Origin of the sequence: Gillisella vitis, from assembly GCF_001541345.2 — a bacterium.
Taxonomy (GTDB): Bacteria; Pseudomonadota; Alphaproteobacteria; order Rhizobiales; family Rhizobiaceae; genus Allorhizobium; species Allorhizobium vitis.
This window is the reverse complement of the sequence record NZ_LMVL02000004.1, coordinates 458,322-481,717: the sequence shown is the minus strand read 5'-3', so window position 1 is coordinate 481,717 and position 23,396 is coordinate 458,322. Positions and strand designations below refer to the sequence as shown.

The following is a 23,396-nucleotide window of genomic DNA, read 5'->3' as shown; positions in this document are numbered from 1 at the left end:
GCCGGTTTGTCGACAAAGCCGTGTTTATCGATAGTCGAACGTACCGAAAGCGTTAACAAAGGCTTGTTTTGCAATCGCGACCTCCCTTAAATGCCGCGGGCATGAGGTCATCATGTCACGGGGACGAGGGCGCGCGGAGGCGATAAGCTGGTGCGGTTCCCTCGTATCGAGGGTCAGGAGGTTTCCATGAGTTTGACAATAGGCTCACCAAAAGAATTATATGTTGGCGAAGCGCGCGTTGCGATGACGCCCGACAGCGCACAACAATTGCAGAAACTTGGGTATGCATGCCTGATCGAAACAGGCGCTGGCAAGGCTGCGGGTTTTTCTGACGATGCCTACCGCAAAGCGGGCGTCACGGTCGCCGATAGCGCAGACGCGCTTTACGCGCAGGCGGATGTGATTGCCAAGGTGCGTCCGCCGGAGTCCTCTGAAGTTGAAAAGCTCGCGCCCGGCAAAACCCTGATCTCCTTCTTTTATCCCGCGCAGAATGCTGCGCTTCTGGAAGAAGCCAAGACCAAGGGCGCCAATGTGATCGCCATGGACATGGTGCCGCGCATCTCGCGCGCCCAGAAAATGGATGCCTTGTCCTCCATGGCCAATATTGCCGGTTATCGCGCCGTGATCGAGGCGGGCAATAATTTTGGCCGTTTCTTCACCGGACAGGTGACGGCTGCGGGCAAGGTTCCGCCAGCCAAGGTGTTGATCATCGGTGCCGGTGTGGCTGGTCTTGCCGCGATTGGTACGGCCACGTCGCTGGGCGCCATCGTCTATGCGTTCGACGTTCGCCCTGAAGTGGCCGAGCAGATCGAGAGCATGGGCGCGCAGTTCGTCTATCTGGAATTCGAAGCCACCCAGGACGGCGCGGCGACCGGTGGTTATGCCGCTCCGTCTTCGCCGGAATTCCGCGAAAAGCAATTGGCGAAGTTCCGTGAACTGGCTCCCGATATCGACATCGTCATCACCACAGCGCTGATCCCCGGTCGGGATGCGCCAAAGCTGTGGCTGGCCGATATGGTGGCTTCCATGAAGCCCGGCTCGGTCATTATCGATCTGGCGGCTGAACGCGGCGGCAATTGCGATCTGACGGTGGCCGACCAACGAGTGGTGTCTGACAATGGCGTCGTCGTCATCGGCTATACGGATTTTCCAAGCCGGATGGCGGCGCAGTCCTCGACGCTGTATTCCACCAATATCCGTCATATGATGACGGATCTGACCCCGGCCAAGGATGGCAAGCTCGTCCACAACATGGAAGACGACGTTATCAGGGGTGCGACCGTGACCTTTGAAGGCGCGATTACCTATCCGCCACCGCCGCCCAAGGTGCAGGCGATTGCTGCCGCCAAGCCCAAAGAAAAAGTCAAGGAACTGACCCACGATGAAAAGCGGGCCAAGGAGACGGCAGATTTCAAGGCGCAGACCGCCAATCAGGTCAAGCTGCTGGCGATTGGCACGGCGGTGATGCTGTTGGTGGGTGCTTTTGCACCGGCAAGCTTCATGAGCCATTTCATTGTGTTCGTTCTGGCCTGCTTCATTGGTTTCCAGGTGATCTGGGGTGTCAGTCATTCGCTGCATACGCCGCTGATGGCGGTGACCAACGCGATTTCCGGTATCGTCATTCTGGGCGCTTTGCTGCAGATCGGTTCCAGCAACTGGCTGGTGGTGACATTGGCGGCATTGTCCGTGCTGATTGCGACGATCAATATCGTCGGCGGCTTCCTCGTGACACGGCGCATGCTCGCCATGTTCCAGAAGTCCTGAGGGAGAGGGTAGTATCATGGCAATTGGTATTGTTTCGGCAGCCTATATTGCGGCCGCTGTATTGTTTATCCTCTCGCTGGGTGGTCTGTCTGGCCAGGAAAGCGCCAAGCGCGCCGTCTGGTACGGCATTGTCGGCATGGGACTGGCTGTGATCGCGACGATCTTCGGCCCCGGCATCGGCCATTGGTTCATTATCGTGTTGATGATCGCTGGCGGGTCGGTGCTCGGCTATTATGTCGCCAACCGCGTGCAGATGACCGAAATGCCACAGCTTGTGGCAGCATTGCATAGCTTTGTCGGTCTGGCTGCGGTGTTCATCGGCTATAACGCCCATATCGAAGAAGCGCATGTCGCCCGACTCGATGACGCGGCACGGGCGACACTCACCGGTTTTGCGGCTATTCTCGCTCATAAGGTTCCAGTCGAGCTGGCAATCATGAAGGTCGAGGTGTTTCTCGGCGTCTTCATCGGTGCCGTCACCTTCACAGGCTCGGTCATTGCCTTTGGCAAACTTGCTGGAAAGATCGATGGCAAGGCCAAGCAACTGCCCGGCGGGCATATGCTCAACGCCGGTGCCGCCGCTTTGTCCTTCCTGCTGTTGATCGCTTATTTTTACGGAGCTGGTGCCTGGGCGCTGGTGCTGATGACGCTTCTGGCCTTCTTCATCGGCTATCACCTGATCATGGGGATTGGCGGTGCCGATATGCCGGTGGTGGTGTCGATGCTGAACAGCTATTCCGGCTGGGCGGCAGCGGCCATCGGCTTTACGCTGGGCAATGACCTGCTGATCGTGACCGGTGCTCTCGTCGGCTCGTCAGGCGCGATCCTGTCTTATATCATGTGCAAGGCGATGAACCGGTCCTTCATCTCGGTCATCCTCGGTGGTTTCGGTGGTACGACCGGCCCGGCGATGGAAATCGAGGGCGAACAGGTGGCCATCGATGCAGAAGGCGTGGCCAATGCGCTGAACGAGGCTGAAAGCGTGATCATTGTGCCCGGCTACGGCATGGCGGTGGCACAGGCCCAGCAGGCTGTGTCAGAACTCACCCGCAAACTGCGTGACGCTGGCAAGAACGTGCGTTTTGCCATCCATCCGGTCGCAGGCCGTTTGCCTGGCCATATGAACGTGCTCTTGGCCGAAGCCAAGGTGCCCTATGACATCGTCATGGAAATGGACGAGATCAACGACGATTTCCCAAGCACCGACGTCGTAATCGTCATCGGCTCCAACGACATCGTCAACCCAGCTGCCGAAGAAGACCCCAACAGCCCGATCGCCGGCATGCCTGTCTTGCAGGTGTGGAAAGCCAAGCAGGTGTTCGTGTCCAAGCGCGGCCAAGGCACCGGCTATTCCGGCATCGAGAATCCGCTGTTTTATAAGGAAAATACGCGGATGTTCTATGGCGATGCGAAGAAGTCGGTGAGTGAATTGCTGCCGATGATTAAGTAAGATCTGGTAGGTTTGTGAGATGGAAAGCCGGGTGGAAACGCCCGGCTTTTTACGTTCAAGTGGCCATTTCCAGTTTTTTGTGATGCCGCCGTTCCGGCTCGGTTTGATGCAGAAACACGGCAAATGTATCCCATGGCAATGGAGCAGATGCCTGTGAGAGGATGCGACCAACTTCACCCCGATGATAGCCGCCATGGATGACGACATGGGTGAGCATTTCTTCCCGCGTCATGGTGCCTTTGTCACCGTCAGTGAAGGAAAACGCTATCTTTTCAAGGAGTTGATCGGCAGTAATACTCGTCACATAATCAAGATACCATTGGTCTGATGTTGTGACGGCTTTGCGTAACTCTTCCAGCGAGGGTGTTTCATCGGTATTGTCCGAGGTGTAACCATGTGGGCGACCAACAAGATGCCCCGCAAATATTTGCGCCACCACATAGTTATGGTTCATCAGTCGACGTGCTTGATCGTAGGCCTGCTCGTGCTGTGTCCGGTCCATAAGTGCCAGTTTGTCGAAAAATTCTGCATTGGCCCAGCTTTGGTAACGGAAAAAGCTGCTGAGTTGATGGTGCATTGAATGCCTCCTTTGCAATGTCAAAAATGCGAGTAATATACTCACATTCTTGTTTGGTGAGGCTCCCTTGTCTACTCGCATTGAAAAAGCGAAACACGTGATGCGCAAGCGACCGGTACAGGCGCGCTCCAAGGCAACAGTGGATGCGATCATTGAGGCTGCTGCTCGTATTTTGAGCGATCACGGTTGGGCTGGTTTTACCACCAATAAAATTGCTGAAGCAGCGGGTGTGAGCGTAGGGTCCTACTATCAGTATTTCCCCGACAAGCATTCATTGATCGATTCTATTCGCGATCGTCACCTTGAGGATTGTCGCACCGTGTTGAAGAGTGTTTTGGAGCAGGGTTTGACGCTTCCCCGCTTTGTTGAGGAATTGGTGGATGGGGTTATTGCCATCCATAGTACGCATCCGGGTTTGCACAGGGTTTTGCTCGACGAAGCACCGGTGTCTGAAACATTCCGAGACCCAGCCAGCGCTTTTGAAAAGGAGTATCTTGGATACTACAGCGCCGCCGTGACCACGTATCGCTCAGGCAAAAATGACATTGACAATCAGACAGCAGGAATCGTTCTGTCCGATGCTGTAGACGGCATTGTCCATAATGCTGCACGGCGCGGAACCTTGCAGACCGTAGACGTCAGAAATGAGCTTGTCCGGATCATTCAGTCTTATTTGTCCGCAATATAAACTCACATCACCGCCCCAACCTGCCAAGGCACAAATTCGTTATCCCCCAGCCCCAAAATCTCTGACTTGGTCTTCTGCCCCGAAGCCGAGGCCAGCACGAGATCGAGAATCTCCCGCCCCTTTTGCGCAATCGATACACCAGCGCTGATGATATCACCGCAGTTGAGGTCCATGTCGTCAGGCATATCTTCAAACAATTTACTGTTGGTGGCAAGCTTGATGGTGGGGGTGGGCTTAGAGCCGAAGGCGGAGCCCCGTCCGGTGGTGAAGACCAGCATTTGCGCGCCGCCAGCGATCTGGCCGGTGGCGGAGACCGGGTCGTAGCCGGGGGTGTCCATGAAGACGAAGCCGGGGGTTTCGATCCGTTCGGCATAGTTCAACACGTCGGTCAGCGGCGTGCTGCCTGCCTTGGCGGATGCGCCGAGGGATTTTTCCAGAATGGTGGTCAGCCCGCCCAGTTTGTTGCCGGGGCTTGGATTGTTGTCCATCGAGCCCCGGTTCATTTTTGTATAGTCTTCCCACCAGCGAATCCGGGCGATCAGCTTTTCGCCGATCTCGCTTGATGCGGCGCGGCGCAGCAGCAATTGTTCGGCACCGTAGATCTCAGGTGTTTCCGAAAGAACCACCGTGCCGCCCAGGCCGACCAGCAGGTCGGAAGCGATGCCGAGCGCCGGATTGGCGGTGATGCCGGAAAAGCCGTCCGAGCCGCCGCATTGCAGCGCCAGTTTCAGTTCCGAGGCCGGAATCGGCTGGCGCTGGATGGCATTGACTACGGGCAGGATGGATTTGATATGCTCGATCAGATGCTTGATGGTCGCAGCGGTGCCGCCACTGTCTTGAATGGTCAGGCCGAAGAACCGGCTTTCGTCATTGCCACCATAGAGCATTTTCATCCGGGCGAGTTGCATGACTTCGCAACCCAGGCCGACAAAAACCGCAGCGCCGACATTGGGATGAGTGGCATAGCCCCAGAGCACCCGTTGCAGAATATCCGCCCCTTCGCCGCCCGCATCCATGCCGCAGCCGGTGCCATGGGCAAAGGCGGCGACCCCGTCGATATTGGGGTAATCATTGAGAATGCCGGAGCGATTGATGTCATCGGCAGCGCGCCGGATAACGGTGGCGGAACAGTTGACGGTGGCGCAGATGGCGATGAAATTGCGCGTTCCCGCCTGTCCATTCGCCCGGCGATAGCCCATGAATGTCTCGGGCTTAACAATGGGAATTGCGGCTAGCGCCTTCTGGTAATCGGCACCCACCTCATAATGCTGGTCATGGGCGCCGAAGGCACAGTTGTCGATATGCACATGCTCACCCGCCCGGATCGGGCGGCTGGCATAGCCAATCACCTGTCCGAACTTGATGATATTGCCACCCGCATCCATATCCTGCCGGGCAATCTTGTGGCCACGCGCCACCGGATGATCGAGGGCCGCGCCAAATCCAAGCGGCTGCGCGCCTGCCGGGGCGGGATTGGTCAGGATGGCAACGGTGTCATCCGGGTGCAGCAGCACTGTCCCTGTGCCTTCAGCCATAATGGACATGTCCATGAGAGAGGGCGCGAATGACCCCGCGCAGTTCCGCCAGCCCGCGCAGGCGCCCGACCAGCGGATAGCCGGGATGGGTGCCGCGGCTGACATCGTCAAGCAATTCGTGGCCATGATCAGGCCGGAAGGGAATGTCGAAATCGGCGCGACCGTCTACCTTGCGGCGGCGCTCTTCGGCAATCAGCACGGCAATCAGCGTCACCATGTCGGTATCGCCATCCAGATGCGCGGCCTCCTGGAAGGAACCGTCCTTCTCCTTGGCCACATTGCGCAGATGGGCAAAATGGATGCGCTCGGCAAAGCGTGCGGCAATGGCCGGAATATCGTTTTTTGGATTGGCCCCCAGCGAGCCCGCGCACAGCGTCAGGCCGTTGGCAAGGGCCGGTTGCTGTTCCATGATCCAGGCAATGTCGTCTTCGCAGGAGACGATGCGCGGCAGGCCGAGAATATCGCGCGGCGGATCGTCGGGATGCACGCAAAACCGCATGCCAAGCTCTTCTGCCGTCGGGATGACTTCGGCGAGGAAGCGGGCGTAATTGGCGCGGATCTCATCGCGGCTGATGCCGTGATAGCGCTTCAGTGCCTCGCGCAACCCACGGATATCGTAGCGGTCGAAGGCACCGGGCAGGCCGGACATGATGCTGTTCAACAGGTTCTGCCGCAAGCCTTCGCTGGAGGCGTCGAACCAGGCCTTGGCGGCTTCGCGCACCTCTGGCGAATAGTCATTTTCAGCACCGTCGCGCTCCAGCATATGGATCTCAAAGGCGGCCATATGCGGTTCGGAAAACCGCAGGGCGGTGCCGCCACGTGCCACCGGCGCATCCAGCTGGGTGCGGGTCCAGTCGAGCAATGGCATGAAATTATAGCAAATCGTATAGATACCGGCGTCGGCCAGGTTTTTCATCGACTGGCGATAATTGCTAAACAGCCGCTCAAGATCACCTTCGCCCCGCTTGATATCCTCATGGATCGGCAGGCTTTCCACCACATTCCAGGTCAGGCCCAAGCCGCTATTGGCGATTTCGTCGCGGCGCGCCGCAATGGCATCGCTGCCCCAGACCTCACCATAGGGAATTTCGTGCAGCGCGTTGACGATGCCGGAGGCACCGGTCTGGGCGACCTCGGCCAGGGTAATGCGGTCAAAGGGGCCGTACCAGCGCCAGCTCTCTTTCATCGGTTCAAATCCTCTATCGTCTGTCGCGCGCCCTTGGTCACAAGGCTTTGATAAGCTGTCGTCAGCGCATTGCGGAAGGTTGGGTTATCGGCCAGCAGTGCAGGGAAAATCTCGCGCACCGACAACAGGGCCGCTACCTTGTTGGCAGGCTCGGCTGCGCCGTCGCTCAAGCTTTTCAATCGTGCGGCCAGCGGGTCGCGAACGTCAATGGTGTCGCCTTTTTCATCCACGCCGCCAACATAGCGCATCCAGGCGGCAACGGCCAAAGCCAATCCCTTGATCGGCCGGTTGGCCGCGAAGTTCTCCGTCAGAGTGCCGAGAATTCGTTGCGGCAGCTTCTGCGATCCGTCCATGGCAATCTGCCAGGTGCGGTGGCGGATGGCGGGATTGGCGTAACGGTCAAACAGCGCAGCTGTATAATCGCTAAGGCTCACGCCCGGTGGAGCTTTCAGGCCGGGGGTGATTTCCGTGTCCCACAGCATTTTGCAGAACCGGGCAAAGACCGGATCGGCTACCGTCTGGGCAATGGTTTCGTGACCGGCGAGATAGCCGAGATAGGCAAGCGAGGAGTGGGTGCCGTTCAGGCAGCGCAGCTTCATGTGCTCGAACGGCGTCACATCCTCGACCAGTTCGACGCCGACGGCCCCGAGATCCGGTCTTGCACCATCGACAAAATGGTCTTCCACCACCCATTGCCGGAAAGGCTCATGCATGACGGGGGAAAGATCCAGCACGCCGGTGATCTGCGCCAGCCGGTCGATATCCTCCGGTTTGGTAGCCGGCACGATCCGGTCCACCATGGTCGAGGGAAAGGCACCTTCGCTGGCAATCCAGCCTTGAAGATCGGATGAGATCAGCCCGGCAAGCTCCAGCACGACGCCACGCACCACCTTGCCGTTTTCCGGCAGGTTGTCGCAGCACAGCACCGTGAACGGACGCAGGCCCGCCGCATGGCGCTTTTCCAGCGCCCGCACCAGAAAGCCGAGGGCGGAGACGGGGGCTTCGGGATGGGCCAAATCATGCTGGATGTCGGGATGGCCTCGGTTCAGTTTGCCGGTGGAGGGTTCGTGGCAATAGCCTTTTTCCGTTACCGTCAGGCTGACGATCCGCACAGCCGGATCGCTCATCGCGTCGATCACGGTTTTCGGATTCTCCCGTGCCACCAGCACATCGTTGATCACGACGATCATATGCGGCGTTTCGCCATTCGGCCCAAGCTCAACGGCGGTATAGGCGAAATCCTGGGGGGCGAGCGCATCGCGCTGGTCGGGCCGCATCAGGCTGACGCCAACGATGCCCCAGTCCCCGCCGGATTTCTCCATGGCCTGTTCGATATAGATCGCTCCATGGGCGCGGTAGAAGGCGCCAAGCCCGAGATGGACAATGCCCGTCTGCGGTCTGGTGCCATCGGGGCGGTGAAGCCGTTGCGGATTGGCGGACATATCAGCGGGCAAGCCAGCCTCCATCGACATTGAGAATGGCACCATGGATATATTTGGCCGCCCTTGAGGAAAGAAATACCGCAGCCCCGCCAATGTCTTCGGCCTCGCCCCAGCGACCAGCCGGAATGCGCTCTAGAATGGCCTTGTTGCGGGCCGCGTCATTGCGCAGCGCCTCGGTATTGTTGGTTTCGATATAGCCGGGGGCAATGGCGTTGACATTGATGCCCTTGGCCGCCCATTCGTTGGCGAGCAGCTTGGTCAGCCCGGCAACACCACTTTTAGACGCCGTATAGGATGGCACCCGGATACCGCCCTGGAAGGATAGCATCGAGGCAATATTGACGATCTTGCCGCCTGCGTCGCGGGCAAACAAGGCTTTGGCAAAGGCCTGGCAGAGGAAGAACACCGCCTTCAGGTTGACATCCATCACCGCGTCCCAATCGGCCTCGGTGAAATCCACCGCATCGGCGCGGCGGATGATACCGGCATTGTTGACGAGAATATCGACGGGGCCGAGATCCTCGAAAATGCCGCGCCCGGCCATCGGGTCGGAGAGGTCGAGGGTGAGGCCGGAGGCCTTGCCGCCAACATTGGTGATCTGCTCGACAGTTTCCGTTACCGGAGAGCGGCCCGCACAAATCACGCTGGCGCCAGCTCCGGCAAGCGACAGGGCAATGGCCTGACCTATGCCGGTATTGGCGCCCGTCACCAGCGCCGTCTTGCCCTTGAGGGAAAACAGATCGCTCACTTCAGCGTCTCCATCGAGACCACTTCGACATCTTTGTAATCGACATTGTCACCGGCCATCGCCCAGATGAAGGTATAGTTGGCGGTGCCTGCGCCCGAATGGATCGACCAGGGCGGCGAAATCGCGCCTTCCTCGTTTTTCAACACCAGATGCCGGGTCTCATCCGGCTCGCCCATCATATGGAAGGCGCGCTGGCCTTCCGGCAGGTCGAAATAGAGATAGGCCTCCATGCGCCGGTCATGGACATGGGCGGGCATGGTGTTCCAGACGGAGCCGGGGGCCAGCTTGGTCATGCCGACCACCAGCTGGCAGGCCTTCATCACGTCGGGATGCACGAACTGGTAGATGGTGCGCTCGTTGGAGGTCGCCTGCGAACCGAGCGTCACATTGGCGGCTTCCTCAATCTTGATGAGGCGCGACGGATAGGTGTGATGGGCCGGAGCCGACAGAATGTAGAAACGGCCAGCGCCTGAAAAACTGATCTTGCCCGCGCCCATGCCGAGATAGAGCATGTCGCCCTTGCCCATTTCATAGGTGGCATCCGCCTCGACCGTGCCGGTGCCGCCGATGTTGACGACGACAAGTTCGCGCCGGTCGAGAATGGAGGCGGTGCCGCATTCCTTCACATGGTCAAGCACCAGCGAAGCGCCACCTGGCACCGCACCACCGACGATCATCCGGTCGTAATGGGTATAGATCAGCCGGATTTCGCCCTCCGCAAAAATGCCGCCGACATGGAAATGCTGGCGCAGGGCCGTGGTGTCGAAGCTTTTGGCGGTCTGCGGGTCGATGGCGTGGCGGGTTTCAACGGTCAGCATGGCTTAACTCCTCAAATATCAAAGAAAATCGTCACGCCGGGGCGTGAATGTGTCGATCAGCACGCCGGGCTCGATGGCCCGGCAGCCGTGAAAGGCAAGGGAAGGAATAACGAAACTGTCGCCTGGACCGACCGTGAACGTCTCGTCGCCGACGAAAAATTCGAACTGGCCGGATTGGACAAAGGTTGATTGCAGATGAGGATGGTTATGGCGCGCACCCTGCGCGCCATCGCTGAAACTGAACTTGACCACCATAAGCTCAGGGCTGTCGGCCAGGACCTGGCGGGTGACGCCATGGCCCGCATCCACGGGCGGGAACGGTCTAACGAACTGCGTTTCCATCGCTCACTGATCCTCCCCTCGCTGCTATAACCCAATCAGAGCCGATAGGCCTTTTTCGCCAGTCCATAGGCGAGATCGCCAGCCAGCTCGCGGGCTTCGTCCTCCTCCAGACGGCCCGTCAGCACCAGTTCGGCCAGATAGGCGCAATCCACCCGCCGGGCCACATCATGGCGGGCCGGGATCGAGCAGAAGGCGCGGGTATCGTCGTTGAAGCCGACGGTATTGTAGAAACCGGCGGTCTCGGTCGTCGTCTCGCGGAAGCGGCGCATACCGTCAGGGCTGTCGAAGAACCACCAGGCGGGGCCGAGCTTCAGGGCCGGATAAGCCCCGGCCAGCGGTGCCAGTTCACGTGAATAGCTGGTTTCGTCCAGCGTGAAGAGAATGACCGTTAGATCCTTTTCCATGCCGACCGCATCCAGAAGCGGCTTCAGCGCCCGGACGTAATCGGTGCGGGTCGGGATATCGAAGCCCTTGTCGCGGCCATGTTTTGCCATGATGCCTGAGGAATGGTTGCGGTAGGAACCGGGATGGATTTGCAGCACCAACCCGTCTTCCAGGCTCATCCTGGCCATTTCCGTCAGCATGTGGCCACGGAAGGCATCGGCTTCTTCGGGGGTAATCCGCCCGGTCAGCGCCTTGTCGAACAGCGCCTTGGCCTGATCCTGAGGAAGATCCTCGGTCCGGGCCGTCGGATGGCCGTGGTCGGAACTGGTGGCGCCATAGGATTTGAAGAACGCGCGGCGGTTGCGATGCGCTTCCAGATAGCCGCTCCAGCTGGTGGCATCAACACCCGCCAATTGCCCGAACCGCTCGATATTGCTGGCAAAGCCCTCAAACTGCGGATCGACCACCGGATCGGGCCGATAGGCGGTGACGACGCGGCCATTCCAGCCGGAGGCGCGGATCGCCTCATGCCATTTCAGCTCATCCAGCGGGCTTTCCGTGGTGGCGATCACTTCGATGTTGAAGCGTTCGAACAGGGCGCGGGGGCGAAATTCCGGCTTTGTCAGGCAATCGGCGATATGGTCATAGGTCTGGTCCGCCGTCTTCGCCGACAGCCGGGTCGTGAGGCCGAACACATCCTCAAAAGCATGGTCCAGCCACATGCGGCTGGGCGTGGCGCGAAACAGGTGGAAGTTTCCGGCAAACAGCCGCCAGATCTTGCGGCCATCGGTTTCCGTCATCCCGCCATCGACACGTGGCACGCCAAGCGCGGTAAGGTCGATGCCCTGGGAATAGAGCATGCGGAACACATAATGGTCCGGCACCACGAACAGCTGGGCCGGATCGGGAAACGCTTCATTTTCGGCAAACCAGCGTGGGTCGGTATGACCATGCGGACTGACGATGGGCAGGTCGCGGACCGTGTCATACAGCGTGCGCGCCAGCGTGCGTGCCGAGGGGTCAAGGGGGAAAAGCCTGTCTGGATGAAGCAATGCCGTGGTCTCCGCGTGCGCCCCGTAATTCTAATAGCGCATAATATCGCAAGCCGATTTCGATCCGGCGTATTATGGCCTAAAACAACTGCCGCCCCTTGCATTGGCCATCGTCTTTTGATCGATGGCCTGGGCGACGACAGTGGTGGCGAAACGCAATTGCATTCCGCCGCCAATCTAATATGTTAGTATGCAAATTGTGTCAATGCGGTCCGGGGAGTGATCTCCGGCCTCTGGTGGGGCGAAGACGTAATGGAGTGGAAATGGCGGTGGTAATCGGAGGGTGGGATGATTGATACGGTCAATGTGCGCACGCTGGACGTTCAGCGGCAACCTTCGGTCACTGAGCAGGTTTTCGAGCTGTTATACCGGCAGGTGGTTGAACTGGAGCTGCCGCCGGGGGCAAAATTGTCGGAAGTGGATGTTGCCAAGCAGATGGGTGTGTCTCGCCAACCGGTACGCGACGCCTTCTATCGCCTGTCCCAGCAGGGATTTCTAATGATCCGCCCACAACGGGCAACCGTGGTGACGCATATTTCTGAACGCGGGGTCTTGCAGGCCCGTTTCATCCGCACAGCGCTGGAAATGGAAACCGTGCGGGCCGCCGCCGAGCGTTTGAGTGAAGAGCAGATCGCGGCGCTGGACGAATTGGTGCAGCGGCAGATCAAGGCCATGGACGCTGGCGACAAGATGCTGTTTCATGAGTTGGATGACGAGTTTCACCGGCAGATCTGCAAGATGTCGGGCCACGACTTCGCCTGGGCGCTGATCCGCGACAGCAAGGCGCATATGGACCGGATCCGTTATCTCAGCCTGGCTTTTGGCGCTCAAAGCGCCATTGACGACCATATCGAGATCATGGCTGCGTTGAAGGCACGTGATGGCGACCGCGCCGCCGCCAACATGCGTGTTCATCTGTCACGCATCCTATCGATCATCAGCCGGATCAGGGAAAGCCACGGCCAGTATTTTGCGACTGAATGACAATGGCAGGATAAGATGAGCAACAGACGGATTTTGACCATCGGCGAATGCATGGTGGAAATGGCGCCTCGCGAAGACGGTGCCTATCATCGCAATTTTGCTGGCGATACATTCAACACTGCCTGGTACCTGCGCCGTCTTTTGGGCGCTGACGACGTGGTGGATTACTGCTCGGCCATCGGCGTCGATGGTATTTCGCAAGCCATGCTCACCTTCATGCAAGCGGCGGGTATAGGCACAGGGCATTTGCGCCGTCTGGAGGATGCGACGGTCGGGCTTTATATGATCGAGCTTGCCAATGGCGAGCGCAGTTTCAGCTATTGGCGCGGCCAGTCCGCCGCCAAGCGTCTGGCAGACGATCGTCAGTTTCTTTTAGAGGCCGTACAGGGCCGCGATCTCATCCTGTTTTCCGGGATTACCCTTGCCATCCTGTCCCCAATGAGCCGCCAGCAATTGCTGGAGGTTCTGGCGCAGGCACGCGATGCCGGAAGTCTGATTGTTTTCGATCCCAATATGCGCGCCCGGCTTTGGCCGGATCGTGACAGCATGTGCAATGCGGTTTCGCAGGCGGCCGAGGTTGCCGATATCGTCCTGCCGTCCTTTGACGAGGATGGGCCGAATTTCAACGATGCTACGCCAGAGGCGACGATCGTGCGCTACCGAAAAGCGGGTGCGGCAACCGTGGTGGTCAAGAATGGCGCGGGCCGTGTGCATGCCTTTGACGCCACGGAAGGGCCAGTGACATTCGATCCCGTGCCGGTTGCTGATCTCGTCGATACGACGGCGGCTGGCGACAGTTTTAATGCCGGTTTCCTCTCGGCCCGCCTTTCGGGTGTCGCGATGGCTGAGGCATTGGCGCAAGGGGCTGCCGTGTCCGCTCAGGTGATCCGCAAGCGGGGCGCCTTGGTGAAGATTGAGAATATCCCCTGAAAACATCTCCTCAAAACACCCTTGGCCGACGGATACGCGAAAAGCCGTGTCCGAAAACCAATGTCGCAAGAATGCTCGCTTCTTTGTATTGCGATGCAAATGATTTTCGCTTGAACCCTTGCAGCTTTTGATTCTACTCTGCACCTAGAATAGGAGATTGGTGATATTTCCCTTTTTTGTCATGGGCTTGCGGCTTTTGACAAAAAGGACTGGCCAGTCGCAATGCGTCAGAAGGTGAGTGTTCATGCAATTGGTTTTCGACGGGCATAATGATGTCCTCCTGCGCTTGTGGAGGGCTCATGCAGCGGGCGTCGATCCGGTGCGGCAATTCATCGATGGCACACGGGAAGGTCATATCGATGCGCCACGCGCCCGCCGTGGCGGCCTTGGCGGTGGTCTCTGCGCGATTTATATTCCCTCCGACGGTGAGTTCGTGCTGACCGAACCGGATGACAAGGGCCATTACAATACGCCTGTTGATAAGCCCCTGGCGCGCGCATCCTCACTCGACGTCGCCTTGCAGATGGCTGCCATTGCGCTGCGGCTCGAGCGGGCTGGTGGCTGGCGGCTGTGTCGCTCGACATCGGATATTCGCGCTGCAATGGCGGAGGGTGTCTTTGCCGCTGTACTGCATATGGAAGGCTGCGAGGCCATCGATGCCGATCTGGCCGCCCTTGAGGTGTTTTACCAGGCGGGCCTGCGCACGCTTGGTCCGGTCTGGAGCCGTCCTAACATTTTCGGCCATGGCGTTCCCTTCGCCTTCCCAATGTCGCCGGATACCGGGCCGGGTCTGACGACGCTTGGCTTTGAGCTTGTGAAAGCCTGCGACCGGCTGGGCATTGCCCTCGACCTTGCCCACATTACCGAAAAGGGCTTCTGGGACGTGGCGAAAACCTCCGACAAGCCATTAATCGCCAGCCATTCCAATGCGCACGCGCTGACACCGGTGGCGCGCAACTTGACGGATCGGCAGATGGACGCGATCCGCGAGCGCAAGGGCATCGCCGGTTTGAATTACGCCGTGACCATGTTGCGCGCTGATGCCCGCGATTTTGCCGAGACCCCGCTGTCGGACATGGTGCGCCATATCGACTATATGGTCGAACGCATGGGTATCGATTGCGTCGGCCTCGGCTCCGATTTCGATGGTTGCACCGTACCCGGTGCAATCGGCGATGCCGGTGGGAACCAGAGGTTGCTTGAAGCGTTGCAATCGGCTGGATACGGTGATGCAGATATCGCTAAGATTGCCCGTGAAAACTGGCTGCGTGTGCTGGGGACGGCCTGGGGCGAATAAATCCGGCGTTAGTCGGCAATCATTGACTTTCAAAAAAAGGGGACGGGACCATGACCATGACATTGACGCGCCGCAGGCTGATGACGACGGCCAGTGCTGTTCTGGCGCTGGGAGTTACGGGCGTGCCTCGCGCCTTTGCCGCCACGCCGAAAGATACGCTGGTCGAGGCCTGGGCTTTTGACGACATCATCACCTTGGACCCGGGCGAAGCTTTCGAAATCTCCGCCGCAGAAGTCACCGGCAATACCTATGATACGCTGGTAAAGCTGAACATTGCCGACACGTCGACCGTGGCACCGGGCATTGCGGAAAGCTGGAGTGCTTCTGAAGACGGCCTGACCTATACGTTTAAGATCAAGTCTGGCATCAAATTCGCCTCCGGCAATCCGATCACTGCGGAAGATGTGGCCTATTCTTTTGAACGGGCCGTCAAGCTCAACAAGAACCCGGCGTTCATCCTTCAGCAATTCGGCCTGAGTGGCGAGAACGTGGCAGAAAATGCCAAGGCAATCGATGCCTCGACTTTCCAGTTCAAGGTGGACAAGCCTTACGCGACCAGCTTCGTGCTGAACTGCCTGACGGCGACTGTTGGTGCCATCGTCGACAAGAAGCTGGTCCAGAGCCACGCGGCAGCCGTGACGGTTTCCAAGGATTATCCCTATGATACCGATTTCGGCAATGGTTGGTTGAAGACCAATTACGCTGGCTCCGGTCCTTTCAAACTGCGCGAATGGCGTGCCAATGAATTGGTCGTGCTGGAGCGCAATGATAACTATTATGGTGAAAAGGCCAAGCTGAAGCGGGTCATCTACCGCTTCCTCAAGGAAAGCTCAGGGCAACGCCTGGCGCTGGAAGCCGGTGATGTCGATGTGGCACGTAATCTTTCGCCCACGGACTTTGCCGCGATTGGCAATGCCAAGGCCATCAAGACAGACTCTGCCCAGAAGGGTACCGTCTATTATCTTGGTCTCAACCAGAAGAACCAGTATCTCTCCAAGCCGGAAGTCCGCCAAGCGATCAAATATCTTGTCGATTACGATGCCATCGGCGCAACGCTCATCAAGGGCGTCGGCACAGTACATGAATCCTTTCTGCCCAAGGGCATTCTGGGTTCCATCGATGATCAGCCCTACAAGCTGAATGTTGCGAAAGCCAAAGAACTGCTGGAAAAGGCTGGCCTCAAGGATGGCTTCAAAGTCACCATGGATGTGCGCTCCATCGAGCCGATGACCAGCATCGCCCAATCCATGCAGCAAACCTTCGCGCAGGCGGGCATTACGCTGGAGCTCATCCAGGGAGACGGTAAGCAGACGCTGACCAAATACCGCGCCCGTAATCATGACATCTATATCGGGGATTGGGGTGCTGATTATTGGGACCCGCATTCCAATGCCGAAACCTTTACCAGCAATCCTGATAATTCCGACACGCCGAAATCCAAGACACTCGCCTGGCGCAATGCGTGGGATGTGCCTGAATTGACCAAGGAAACCAGCGAAGCGTTGCTGGAGCGTGACACGCCGAAGCGCAAGGCAATGTATGAAGACTTGCAGCGCAAGGTTCTGGCCGACGGTCCGTTTGTGATCATCTATCAAAAGACGGAAATTGCCGGCTATAGAGCCAGTGTTCAGAATTATAAGCTTGGCCCAACCTTCGACAGTAACTTCAAAAACTTGATTTCCAAGGATTGAGCAGGAGCAGGGCTCTTGGCTCTCACCACAACACAAGCATCAGCCGGTCGCAGGCGCGACCGGCAGTTTAAGCGTTTGAAGGCCGTTGCGGGATTTTTCGTGACTGTTGCGACGACGTATCTCGGCCTTCTGGCGGTGACGTTCTTCATCGGTCGGGTGATCCCGATCGATCCGGTTCTTGCTGTTCTGGGGGACCGTGCGCCGCAGGCGGTCGTAGAACAGACGCGCCGGGCAATGGGGCTGGATCAACCGCTCTATTACCAGTTCTTCGTCTATATAAAACAAGTGCTCTCGGGTGATTTTGGCACGTCGGTTCTGACGACCAATCCTGTCATGACCGATATCGCCCGGTTTTTTCCGGCAACTGTTGAACTCGCCACGGTCGGTACGATCATCGGCGCCGTGATTGGCCTTCCCTTGGGTGTTCTGGCCGCTGTCAAGCGTGGAAGCCTCGCGGACCAGATTGTCCGAGTCATCGGTTTGATCGGCTATTCCGTGCCGATCTTCTGGCTCGGCCTTTTGGCGCTGCTGTTTTTCTATGCCAAGCTGCAATGGGTGGCCTATCCCGGGCGGATGGACGTGGTCTATGAATATGACCTGATACCCGTCACCGGTTTCTACCTGCTTGATGCGGCCATGCAGGGCCAATGGGAGATCCTCTGGGATCTGTTTCGCCATATCATCCTGCCCGGCGCGCTGCTCGGCTATTTCTCACTCGCCTATATCAGCCGCATGACCCGCTCTTTCATGCTCAACGAGTTGTCGCAGGAATATATCGTCGCGGCTCGCGCCAAGGGCCTGTCCGAAAGCCGGATCATCTGGTTCCACGCCTTGCGCAATGCTGCTGTGCCGCTGCTGACGGTGATCGCCCTGTCCTATGCAGGCCTGTTGGAAGGCTCGGTGCTGACTGAGACAATCTTCTCCTGGCCGGGCATCGGCCTTTACATTACAAATTCGCTGCAAAATGCCGATATGAATGCGGTGCTTGGCGGAACCATCATTATCGGTTCGGTGTTCATCGCCATCAACATCCTGTCGGATCTCCTCTACAAGACCCTTGACCCGAGGACGCGCAGCCGATGATGACGACGCCCTCAGATAATATGTCCCTTCGCGACTGGCTGCTGTCGGACCGTCCCCAATCGCGCCGGCAGGCCCGGCTTGGACGCGCCTATGTGATCTGGCGGCAGTTTTCGGCCAATCGGCTGGCATTGCTCGGCCTTGGCATCATTATCGCTCTCATTCTGGTTGCCGCCTTCGCCAATCTGCTTGCCACTCATAATCCGGTGCAAGGCGATCTTGCCAATGCGCGATTGATGGCACCCGGTACCGGCGGCTTCTGGCTCGGCAGCGACGACCAGGGACGCGACATCTATTCCCGGCTGATCTACGGGTCGAGGCTGACATTGATGGTGGTGGTGCTGGTGGCCATCATTGCAGCACCCATCGGTCTGCTGGTCGGCACGGTGGCTGGTTATGCGGGCGGCTGGGTGGATGCGGTGCTGATGCGGCTGACCGATATTTTCCTGGCCTTTCCGAAGCTCGTTCTGGCTCTGGCGCTGGTCGCAGCCCTCGGCCCCGGCATCGAAAACGCCATTCTGGCGATTGCCGTTACCTCCTGGCCGCCTTATGCCCGCATCGCCCGGGCCGAAACGCTGACGGTGCGCAATTCCGATTATATCTCTGCCGTCAAGCTGATGGGCGCTTCGCCCTTTCGCATCGTGCTGCGCCATATCATGCCGCTCTGTCTGTCTTCGTTGATCGTCCGCGTCACGCTTGATATGGCAGGTATTATCCTGACGGCAGCCGGTCTCGGTTTCCTGGGCCTTGGCGCCCAACCGCCCCTGCCGGAATGGGGGGCGATGATTGCCGATGGCCGCCGCTTCATTCTCGATCAATGGTGGGTTGCTGCCATGCCGGGCTTTGCCATCCTGATCGTCAGTCTCGGCTTCAACCTGCTGGGTGACGGCCTGCGCGATGCGCTCGACCCGAAGGAGGCCGGACAATGAGCGCGCTGCTGACGGTGGACAATCTCAAGGTCAGTTTTCCGACCCGCACGGGTCTGGTGGAAGCGGTGCGCGGCGTGTCCTTCACACTGGGCAAGGAACGGCTGGGCATTGTCGGCGAATCCGGCTCCGGCAAATCCCAGACCGGACGGGCAATCATGGGTCTCACCCCCGCCCATGCACGGATAACTGCCGATAAACTCCATTTCGGCGACACCGATCTATTGGCGATTTCGGCATCAAAGCGCCGGGCGTTGCGCGGTAAGAGGATGGCGATGATCCTTCAGGACCCGAAATATTCGCTGAACCCGGTTATGCCGATTGGCAAACAGATCGTCGAGACCTTGTTGACCCATGAAAGAATGACGGGACAGCAAGCCCGGCAGAGGGCGTTGGCCATGCTTGACGCGGTGCAGATCCGCGATCCGGAGCGGGTGTTTACGCTTTACCCGCACGAGGTTTCCGGCGGCATGGGCCAGCGAGTAATGATCGCCATGATGCTGGTCTGCGGGCCGGAACTGCTGATTGCCGATGAACCGACCTCGGCGCTGGATGTGACGGTGCAGCTGGAAGTGCTCGATATTCTCGACATGCTGGTGCGTGAGCGTGGCATGGGGCTGATTTTTGTCAGCCATGATTTGCGGCTGGTCTCTTCGTTCTGCGATCGGGTGCTGGTGATGTATGCGGGCCGTGTTGTTGAGGAACTGAATGCGGTCAACCTGTCCGAGGCCAAACACCCCTATACTCAGGGCCTGCTGAATTGCCTGCCGCGCCTGGAAGGCAACCAGCATCCGCTGCCGGTCTTGCAGCGTCAGGTGGAGTGGGCGCAATGAGCAAGGCCCTGATTGTTGAAGAGATGTCCGTGCGCTTCGACGAATTCCTGGCGCTGGATGGTGTCAGCATCGCCGTTGAACAGGGCGAGAGCTTTGGCCTGGTTGGGGAATCCGGCTCGGGAAAATCGACGCTGCTGCGGGCGATTGCCGGACTGAATACCTTTGAGAGTGGCAAGCTGACTGTCGATGGCAAGAGCTATGATAGCAGGCGGCGCGACAAAAGCTTTTATCGCACCGTACAAATGGTGTTCCAGGACCCTTACGGCTCGCTGCATCCGCGCCAGACGGTAGACCGGCTGCTGCTGGAGCCTTTGGCCGTGCATGGATTTTCCGATGTCGATAGCCGGATTGCCCGCGCTTTGGATGAGGTTGGTCTTGGCTCTGGCTTCCGCTTCCGCTTTTCGCACCAGCTGTCTGGCGGCCAGCGCCAGCGCATCGCCATTGCCCGCGCCTTGATCGTCGAGCCGAAAATCCTGCTGCTGGATGAGCCGACCTCGGCGCTCGACGCCTCGATCCAGGCGGAAATCCTCAATCTCCTCGAACAGGCCCGCAAGGATCGTGGCCTGACCTTCCTGATGGTCAGCCACGATCTGGCTGTTATCAGCCATATGTGCGACCGGCTGGCGGTGATGCGCACCGGGCAGGTGGTGGAAGTCATGGATGTCGAAGCGCTACGCCGACGCGATGTGCAGGTGGATTATACACGGCAATTGATGGTGGCGAGTGAGGGGTTTCGGCGCAAAAGCTAAGACTTCAGGCGGTTGTCGCGCCTGACCAGACATACAGGATGTCCGGTTCCTTTTCCTCATTTTCGCTACCGTCTGTCATGCTCTCGATTTTGAAACCATGGCGTTCGTAAAGGCGTCTCGCTCCTTCATTTCTCTGGAAAGTCCAGAGCTTGAACGTGCGGGTTTCGGCAGTCGCTGCTCGTAAAAGATCAGCTCCGATTCCTTGCCCTGTATGATTGGGATCAATGTAGAGATGCTCGATCCACTCGTTGCCGAACGCGATGAATCCGCACAGTCGTCCATTTTCTATGGAGACCAGAACGGTATTCTCCTTCATTACGACGTGTTCGATGAAGTTCTGGTCTTCTTCCGAGCTATGAAGCTTCGGTAGGAAGGAAAGCAGGGATCGCGACCGTGTGAACACCGAAGCAATGGCATCTGCATCTTCTTTTTCCGCAAGACGAATGTGACTGGCCATCACCCAACCCGCACCCCTTCTCGCCAGATCTGCCTGATGAACGGATGGCCGCCGTGCTGGCCAATTTGCAAGAGGTCGGCGCGTTTGCCCGGTGCGATCTCGCCGCGGTCGTTCAGGCCAGCGGCTTCTGCCGGGGTCTTGGTGACCATGCGGATGGCGGCGGGCAGGTCGTAGGCGAGGTCAGGGTCGGCGGCGATGGCGAAAGGGGCGTCCAGCAGGGCGCGCGGTACGTAATCGGACGCAAGGATATCGCAGAGGCCTTCGAGCAGCAGATCACGCACTGCCACATTGCCCGATTGTGAGCCGCCGCGCACGATATTCGGTGCGCCGCCGACGATCTGCATGCCACGCTTGCGGGCTTCGCGGGCGGCCTCCAGCGTGCAGGGAAATTCGCTGATCGAGACGCCTTCGTCAGCGGCGAGATCGACATGCTCGATATCGGTATCGTCATGGCTGAGCAATGGCTTGTTGTGGCGCTTGGCGATGTCCACCACCTGCGGGCGAATCCGGTTGCCGATGTCTTGCTTGGCGGTGATCAGGTCCGCAACCCGTGCCGTGGTCACAGCAAGCGCTTCGCCGCGTAATTTCGCGACCTTGGCCAGATAGGTGTCGAGATCCCGCGTCTGGCGGATGCCGGGCAGATGCTCCATGACCGAGACGACGCGCACCAGATCGTGGCCAATATTGGCTTCCATCAGCGCAGGCGTTTGTTCATCGATCACTTCGCAGCGCAGATGCACGAAATGCTCGGCCCGCAACATGCCAGCGTGTTGTGCCTTTTCCAGCGCCTCGATCATTGGGCCGAGAATTTCTGCCCGCTCGCTGCCGTCTTCCGCCGCACCGACGCAGAGGCTGTCGAACACGGTGGTAATGCCGGCGCCGATGATTTGCGCGTCATGGGCAAGGGCTGCCGTCGTATAGTTCCAGCGGACATGGTGGCGGGGAAAGACATGCTTTTCGAAATGGTCGGTGTGGATATCGACAAGGCCTGGGATCAGCATATCGCCGCCAAGGTCGATGGCGTCGCTGGCATGGGTTATTGGGCCGATGGCAATGATCTGGCCGTTTTCAATTTCCACCGTGCCGGTCTGTATGCGGTCGGCAAGGATGATGGCGGCATTGGTCAGGACCAGGCGTTTCGAAGGTGTCTTGCCGCTCATGTCCATCCCGATCTCTCCGCTTTTTCTCTCACATAACACGGTTCAGCCGATTCGGGCCGTACCCCAATATGTGCGGTGTAAATCTCTGTGATGACCCTTCTATGTCAGGGGATGAAAATCAAAAGGCAAGATCACGCCAAGCCGGTTGCGAACACTCGTAAGGCAGGGCTTGCGCTTCATACACGCCACGGGCGATGGCGCGGGCCATGGTGAGGGTGGCGAGATGGCAGAGGTCCATGAAGCTGGCAAGGTCCGGCAATGGTTTTGCGCCGGTGGCGGCGGCAAACACCGTGTCGCCATCGGCGGGCAGATGGGCGGGCAGCAGCGCCCGCGCCAGCCCGTCATGAGCCATGATCGACAGGCGATGGCATTCGGCCTTGGTCAAAACGGCATCGGTGACAATGGCACCAATGGTGGTGGCGATCGGGTCACGGCCTTTGAGACGCAATGCACTATCATCGGGGCTGAAGGAGGAGGGCATGCCGAGGCCGCCGAATTCATCCGCTTGCTCGAAAGGAGCGGCCCAGAAATGCCGCGAGCGGCCAATGGTGGCCGTGCCAAGCGCATTGACGGCGACGATGGCCGCTACGGTATGGCCGCTGGCGGAGACGGCACTGGCTGAACCAAGCCCACCCTTGACGGTGGCGGTAGTGGCGCCTGTTCCGGCACCGGTTGTTCCTAACGCGAAGCGGCCTGGGCGGCGGGCCTGAAAGGCCTCATAGCCCATATCCCGGTAGGGGGAATGAAGGCCCCAGTCTTTGTTGCCGCCATTCAGCAGATCCATCAGGATCGCCTGCGGCACGATGGGGACGTTCATATCACCGACCGGAAATCCTTGGCCGATCTGGCGCAGGCCCGCCTGCACGCCGCCCGCTGCATCCAGCCCAAAGGCGGAACCGCCCGACAGGACCAGCGCATTGACCTGGGTGACCATCGACAGCGCCGGATCGAGCAAACCCGTTTCACGCCCACCGGGCGCACCGCCCAGCACCGAGCCGGATGCGGTGGCCGGTTGATCGAAGACGATCACTGTCACCCCGGACCCGAGCGCCAGATCGGTGGCATGACCGACCGAAAGTCCGGCAACATCCGTGAGCAGGTTGAGAGGGCCGGGCTTCATGCGGAATGCTCCTTCTGACTGTGTTGCCGACGACTTGATTTCAATCAAGGACGGACCGGCAAAGGGAAGTAAGTTTGACGCATAAAGCGTTATACCCTGAATGCGCTCGTAACAAGTTTATACAGTGAATTTAGTGCCTTACGGTTTGATCGACCGTTGGATTGCTGCGCGATTTGCCCCTTT

At 58.8% G+C, this 23,396-nt stretch carries 22 protein-coding genes; 11 read left to right on the top strand and 11 right to left on the bottom strand.

What is annotated here, in order from left to right; all coding sequences use genetic code 11:
- Positions 1–192 precede the first annotated feature (192 nt).
- Positions 193–1,764 (top strand): Re/Si-specific NAD(P)(+) transhydrogenase subunit alpha, encoded by a 1,572-nt coding sequence (locus tag ASB66_RS16930; RefSeq protein WP_060718506.1) that lies wholly within the window; start codon positions 193–195, stop codon positions 1,762–1,764.
- Between the two features lie 16 nt (positions 1,765–1,780).
- Positions 1,781–3,214, top strand: coding sequence for an NAD(P)(+) transhydrogenase (Re/Si-specific) subunit beta (locus tag ASB66_RS16925; RefSeq protein WP_060718383.1), 1,434 nt, complete (start codon positions 1,781–1,783; stop codon positions 3,212–3,214).
- Positions 3,215–3,269: 55 nt separating this feature from the next.
- Here the strand turns inward: ASB66_RS16925 and ASB66_RS16920 are convergent, their stop codons facing one another.
- Complete coding sequence (locus ASB66_RS16920; protein ID WP_060718382.1) at positions 3,270–3,791, bottom strand: DinB family protein; 522 nt, start codon at positions 3,789–3,791, stop codon at positions 3,270–3,272.
- Between the two features lie 67 nt (positions 3,792–3,858).
- Between ASB66_RS16920 and ASB66_RS16915 the strand changes: the two genes are divergently transcribed.
- On the top strand, positions 3,859–4,479 hold the full coding sequence (locus tag ASB66_RS16915; protein WP_326492039.1) for a TetR/AcrR family transcriptional regulator: 621 nt from the start codon (positions 3,859–3,861) through the stop codon (positions 4,477–4,479).
- A gap of 2 nt (positions 4,480–4,481) precedes the next feature.
- Here ASB66_RS16915 and ASB66_RS16910 read toward each other — a convergent pair whose 3' ends face one another.
- Genes ASB66_RS16910 through uxaC form a run of 7 tightly spaced genes read right to left on the bottom strand, consistent with a single transcriptional unit; the run spans position 4,482 to position 11,986 of the window.
- Entirely contained in the window at positions 4,482–6,014 is a 1,533-nt protein-coding gene (locus tag ASB66_RS16910) for a UxaA family hydrolase (RefSeq protein WP_060718505.1), read from the bottom strand.
- Complete coding sequence (gene uxuA, locus ASB66_RS16905; RefSeq protein WP_060718380.1) at positions 6,007–7,200, bottom strand: mannonate dehydratase; 1,194 nt, start codon at positions 7,198–7,200, stop codon at positions 6,007–6,009. Before uxuA ends, ASB66_RS16910 begins: the two co-directional genes overlap by 8 nt.
- On the bottom strand, positions 7,197–8,666 hold the full coding sequence (locus ASB66_RS16900; protein ID WP_114386793.1) for a mannitol dehydrogenase family protein: 1,470 nt from the start codon (positions 8,664–8,666) through the stop codon (positions 7,197–7,199). The genes uxuA and ASB66_RS16900 overlap by 4 nt, the downstream gene beginning before the upstream one ends.
- Positions 8,644–9,390: a 2-dehydro-3-deoxy-D-gluconate 5-dehydrogenase KduD gene (gene kduD, locus ASB66_RS16895; RefSeq protein ID WP_060718379.1), complete on the bottom strand. Its 747-nt coding sequence runs from the start codon at positions 9,388–9,390 to the stop codon at positions 8,644–8,646. The genes ASB66_RS16900 and kduD overlap by 23 nt, the downstream gene beginning before the upstream one ends.
- Positions 9,387–10,208, bottom strand: coding sequence for a 5-dehydro-4-deoxy-D-glucuronate isomerase (gene kduI / locus ASB66_RS16890; RefSeq protein WP_114386749.1), 822 nt, complete (start codon positions 10,206–10,208; stop codon positions 9,387–9,389). The genes kduD and kduI overlap by 4 nt, the downstream gene beginning before the upstream one ends.
- A gap of 18 nt (positions 10,209–10,226) precedes the next feature.
- Complete coding sequence (locus tag ASB66_RS16885) at positions 10,227–10,550, bottom strand: cupin domain-containing protein (protein ID WP_060718377.1); 324 nt, start codon at positions 10,548–10,550, stop codon at positions 10,227–10,229.
- Positions 10,551–10,585: 35 nt separating this feature from the next.
- Positions 10,586–11,986, bottom strand: a complete 1,401-nt coding sequence (gene uxaC / locus ASB66_RS16880; protein ID WP_114386747.1) for a glucuronate isomerase — start codon at positions 11,984–11,986, stop codon at positions 10,586–10,588.
- Between the two features lie 288 nt (positions 11,987–12,274).
- On the opposite strand from uxaC, the gene ASB66_RS16875 reads away from it, so the two are divergent.
- The 8 genes from ASB66_RS16875 to ASB66_RS16840 all read left to right on the top strand — a co-directional run bounded on the left by ASB66_RS16875 (position 12,275) and on the right by ASB66_RS16840 (position 20,476).
- Positions 12,275–12,970: a GntR family transcriptional regulator gene (locus tag ASB66_RS16875; protein ID WP_060718376.1), complete on the top strand. Its 696-nt coding sequence runs from the start codon at positions 12,275–12,277 to the stop codon at positions 12,968–12,970.
- A 15-nt stretch (positions 12,971–12,985) separates the two neighbouring features.
- Positions 12,986–13,900, top strand: coding sequence for a sugar kinase (locus ASB66_RS16870; RefSeq protein WP_060718375.1), 915 nt, complete (start codon positions 12,986–12,988; stop codon positions 13,898–13,900).
- A 244-nt stretch (positions 13,901–14,144) separates the two neighbouring features.
- Positions 14,145–15,197: a dipeptidase gene (locus ASB66_RS16865; RefSeq protein ID WP_060718374.1), complete on the top strand. Its 1,053-nt coding sequence runs from the start codon at positions 14,145–14,147 to the stop codon at positions 15,195–15,197.
- A gap of 50 nt (positions 15,198–15,247) precedes the next feature.
- Positions 15,248–16,888 carry an ABC transporter substrate-binding protein gene (locus ASB66_RS16860; RefSeq protein ID WP_060718373.1) on the top strand — a complete coding sequence of 547 codons (1,641 nt, stop codon included), beginning with the start codon at positions 15,248–15,250 and terminating at the stop codon, positions 16,886–16,888.
- A gap of 15 nt (positions 16,889–16,903) precedes the next feature.
- Positions 16,904–17,971, top strand: coding sequence for an ABC transporter permease (locus tag ASB66_RS16855; RefSeq protein WP_060718372.1), 1,068 nt, complete (start codon positions 16,904–16,906; stop codon positions 17,969–17,971).
- Positions 17,968–18,897 (top strand): ABC transporter permease, encoded by a 930-nt coding sequence (locus ASB66_RS16850; protein WP_411910073.1) that lies wholly within the window; start codon positions 17,968–17,970, stop codon positions 18,895–18,897. The genes ASB66_RS16855 and ASB66_RS16850 overlap by 4 nt, the downstream gene beginning before the upstream one ends.
- Complete coding sequence (locus ASB66_RS16845; protein WP_060718371.1) at positions 18,894–19,727, top strand: ABC transporter ATP-binding protein; 834 nt, start codon at positions 18,894–18,896, stop codon at positions 19,725–19,727. Before ASB66_RS16850 ends, ASB66_RS16845 begins: the two co-directional genes overlap by 4 nt.
- Positions 19,724–20,476, top strand: coding sequence for an ABC transporter ATP-binding protein (locus tag ASB66_RS16840; protein ID WP_060718370.1), 753 nt, complete (start codon positions 19,724–19,726; stop codon positions 20,474–20,476). Before ASB66_RS16845 ends, ASB66_RS16840 begins: the two co-directional genes overlap by 4 nt.
- A 4-nt stretch (positions 20,477–20,480) precedes the next feature.
- On the opposite strand, the gene ASB66_RS16835 is transcribed toward ASB66_RS16840, so the two are convergent.
- The 3 genes from ASB66_RS16835 to ASB66_RS16825 all read right to left on the bottom strand — a co-directional run bounded on the left by ASB66_RS16835 (position 20,481) and on the right by ASB66_RS16825 (position 23,213).
- Positions 20,481–20,933, bottom strand: a complete 453-nt coding sequence (locus ASB66_RS16835; protein ID WP_060718369.1) for a GNAT family N-acetyltransferase — start codon at positions 20,931–20,933, stop codon at positions 20,481–20,483.
- Positions 20,933–22,093, bottom strand: a complete 1,161-nt coding sequence (locus ASB66_RS16830) for an alpha-D-ribose 1-methylphosphonate 5-triphosphate diphosphatase (protein WP_234612966.1) — start codon at positions 22,091–22,093, stop codon at positions 20,933–20,935. The genes ASB66_RS16835 and ASB66_RS16830 overlap by 1 nt, the downstream gene beginning before the upstream one ends.
- Before the next feature lie 118 nt (positions 22,094–22,211).
- On the bottom strand, positions 22,212–23,213 hold the full coding sequence (locus ASB66_RS16825) for a P1 family peptidase (protein WP_060718367.1): 1,002 nt from the start codon (positions 23,211–23,213) through the stop codon (positions 22,212–22,214).
- Positions 23,214–23,396: the final 183 nt, after the last annotated feature.

Coding starts and splice junctions, on each gene's coding strand:
- ASB66_RS16885 (WP_060718377.1), bottom strand. CDS start 10,550: ATGGAAACGCAGTTCGTTAGACCGTTCCCGCCCGTGGATGCGGGCCAT.
- ASB66_RS16900 (WP_114386793.1), bottom strand. CDS start 8,666: ATGGAGGCTGGCTTGCCCGCTGATATGTCCGCCAATCCGCAACGGCTT.
- kduI (WP_114386749.1), bottom strand. CDS start 10,208: ATGCTGACCGTTGAAACCCGCCACGCCATCGACCCGCAGACCGCCAAA.
- ASB66_RS16825 (WP_060718367.1), bottom strand. CDS start 23,213: ATGAAGCCCGGCCCTCTCAACCTGCTCACGGATGTTGCCGGACTTTCG.
- ASB66_RS16830 (WP_234612966.1), bottom strand. CDS start 22,093: ATGAGCGGCAAGACACCTTCGAAACGCCTGGTCCTGACCAATGCCGCC.
- ASB66_RS16840 (WP_060718370.1), top strand. CDS start 19,724: ATGAGCAAGGCCCTGATTGTTGAAGAGATGTCCGTGCGCTTCGACGAA.
- ASB66_RS16920 (WP_060718382.1), bottom strand. CDS start 3,791: ATGCACCATCAACTCAGCAGCTTTTTCCGTTACCAAAGCTGGGCCAAT.
- ASB66_RS16845 (WP_060718371.1), top strand. CDS start 18,894: ATGAGCGCGCTGCTGACGGTGGACAATCTCAAGGTCAGTTTTCCGACC.
- ASB66_RS16925 (WP_060718383.1), top strand. CDS start 1,781: ATGGCAATTGGTATTGTTTCGGCAGCCTATATTGCGGCCGCTGTATTG.
- ASB66_RS16910 (WP_060718505.1), bottom strand. CDS start 6,014: ATGGCTGAAGGCACAGGGACAGTGCTGCTGCACCCGGATGACACCGTT.
- ASB66_RS16860 (WP_060718373.1), top strand. CDS start 15,248: ATGACCATGACATTGACGCGCCGCAGGCTGATGACGACGGCCAGTGCT.
- ASB66_RS16850 (WP_411910073.1), top strand. CDS start 17,968: ATGATGACGACGCCCTCAGATAATATGTCCCTTCGCGACTGGCTGCTG.
- uxuA (WP_060718380.1), bottom strand. CDS start 7,200: ATGAAAGAGAGCTGGCGCTGGTACGGCCCCTTTGACCGCATTACCCTG.
- ASB66_RS16875 (WP_060718376.1), top strand. CDS start 12,275: ATGATTGATACGGTCAATGTGCGCACGCTGGACGTTCAGCGGCAACCT.
- ASB66_RS16865 (WP_060718374.1), top strand. CDS start 14,145: ATGCAATTGGTTTTCGACGGGCATAATGATGTCCTCCTGCGCTTGTGG.
- ASB66_RS16835 (WP_060718369.1), bottom strand. CDS start 20,933: ATGGCCAGTCACATTCGTCTTGCGGAAAAAGAAGATGCAGATGCCATT.
- ASB66_RS16870 (WP_060718375.1), top strand. CDS start 12,986: ATGAGCAACAGACGGATTTTGACCATCGGCGAATGCATGGTGGAAATG.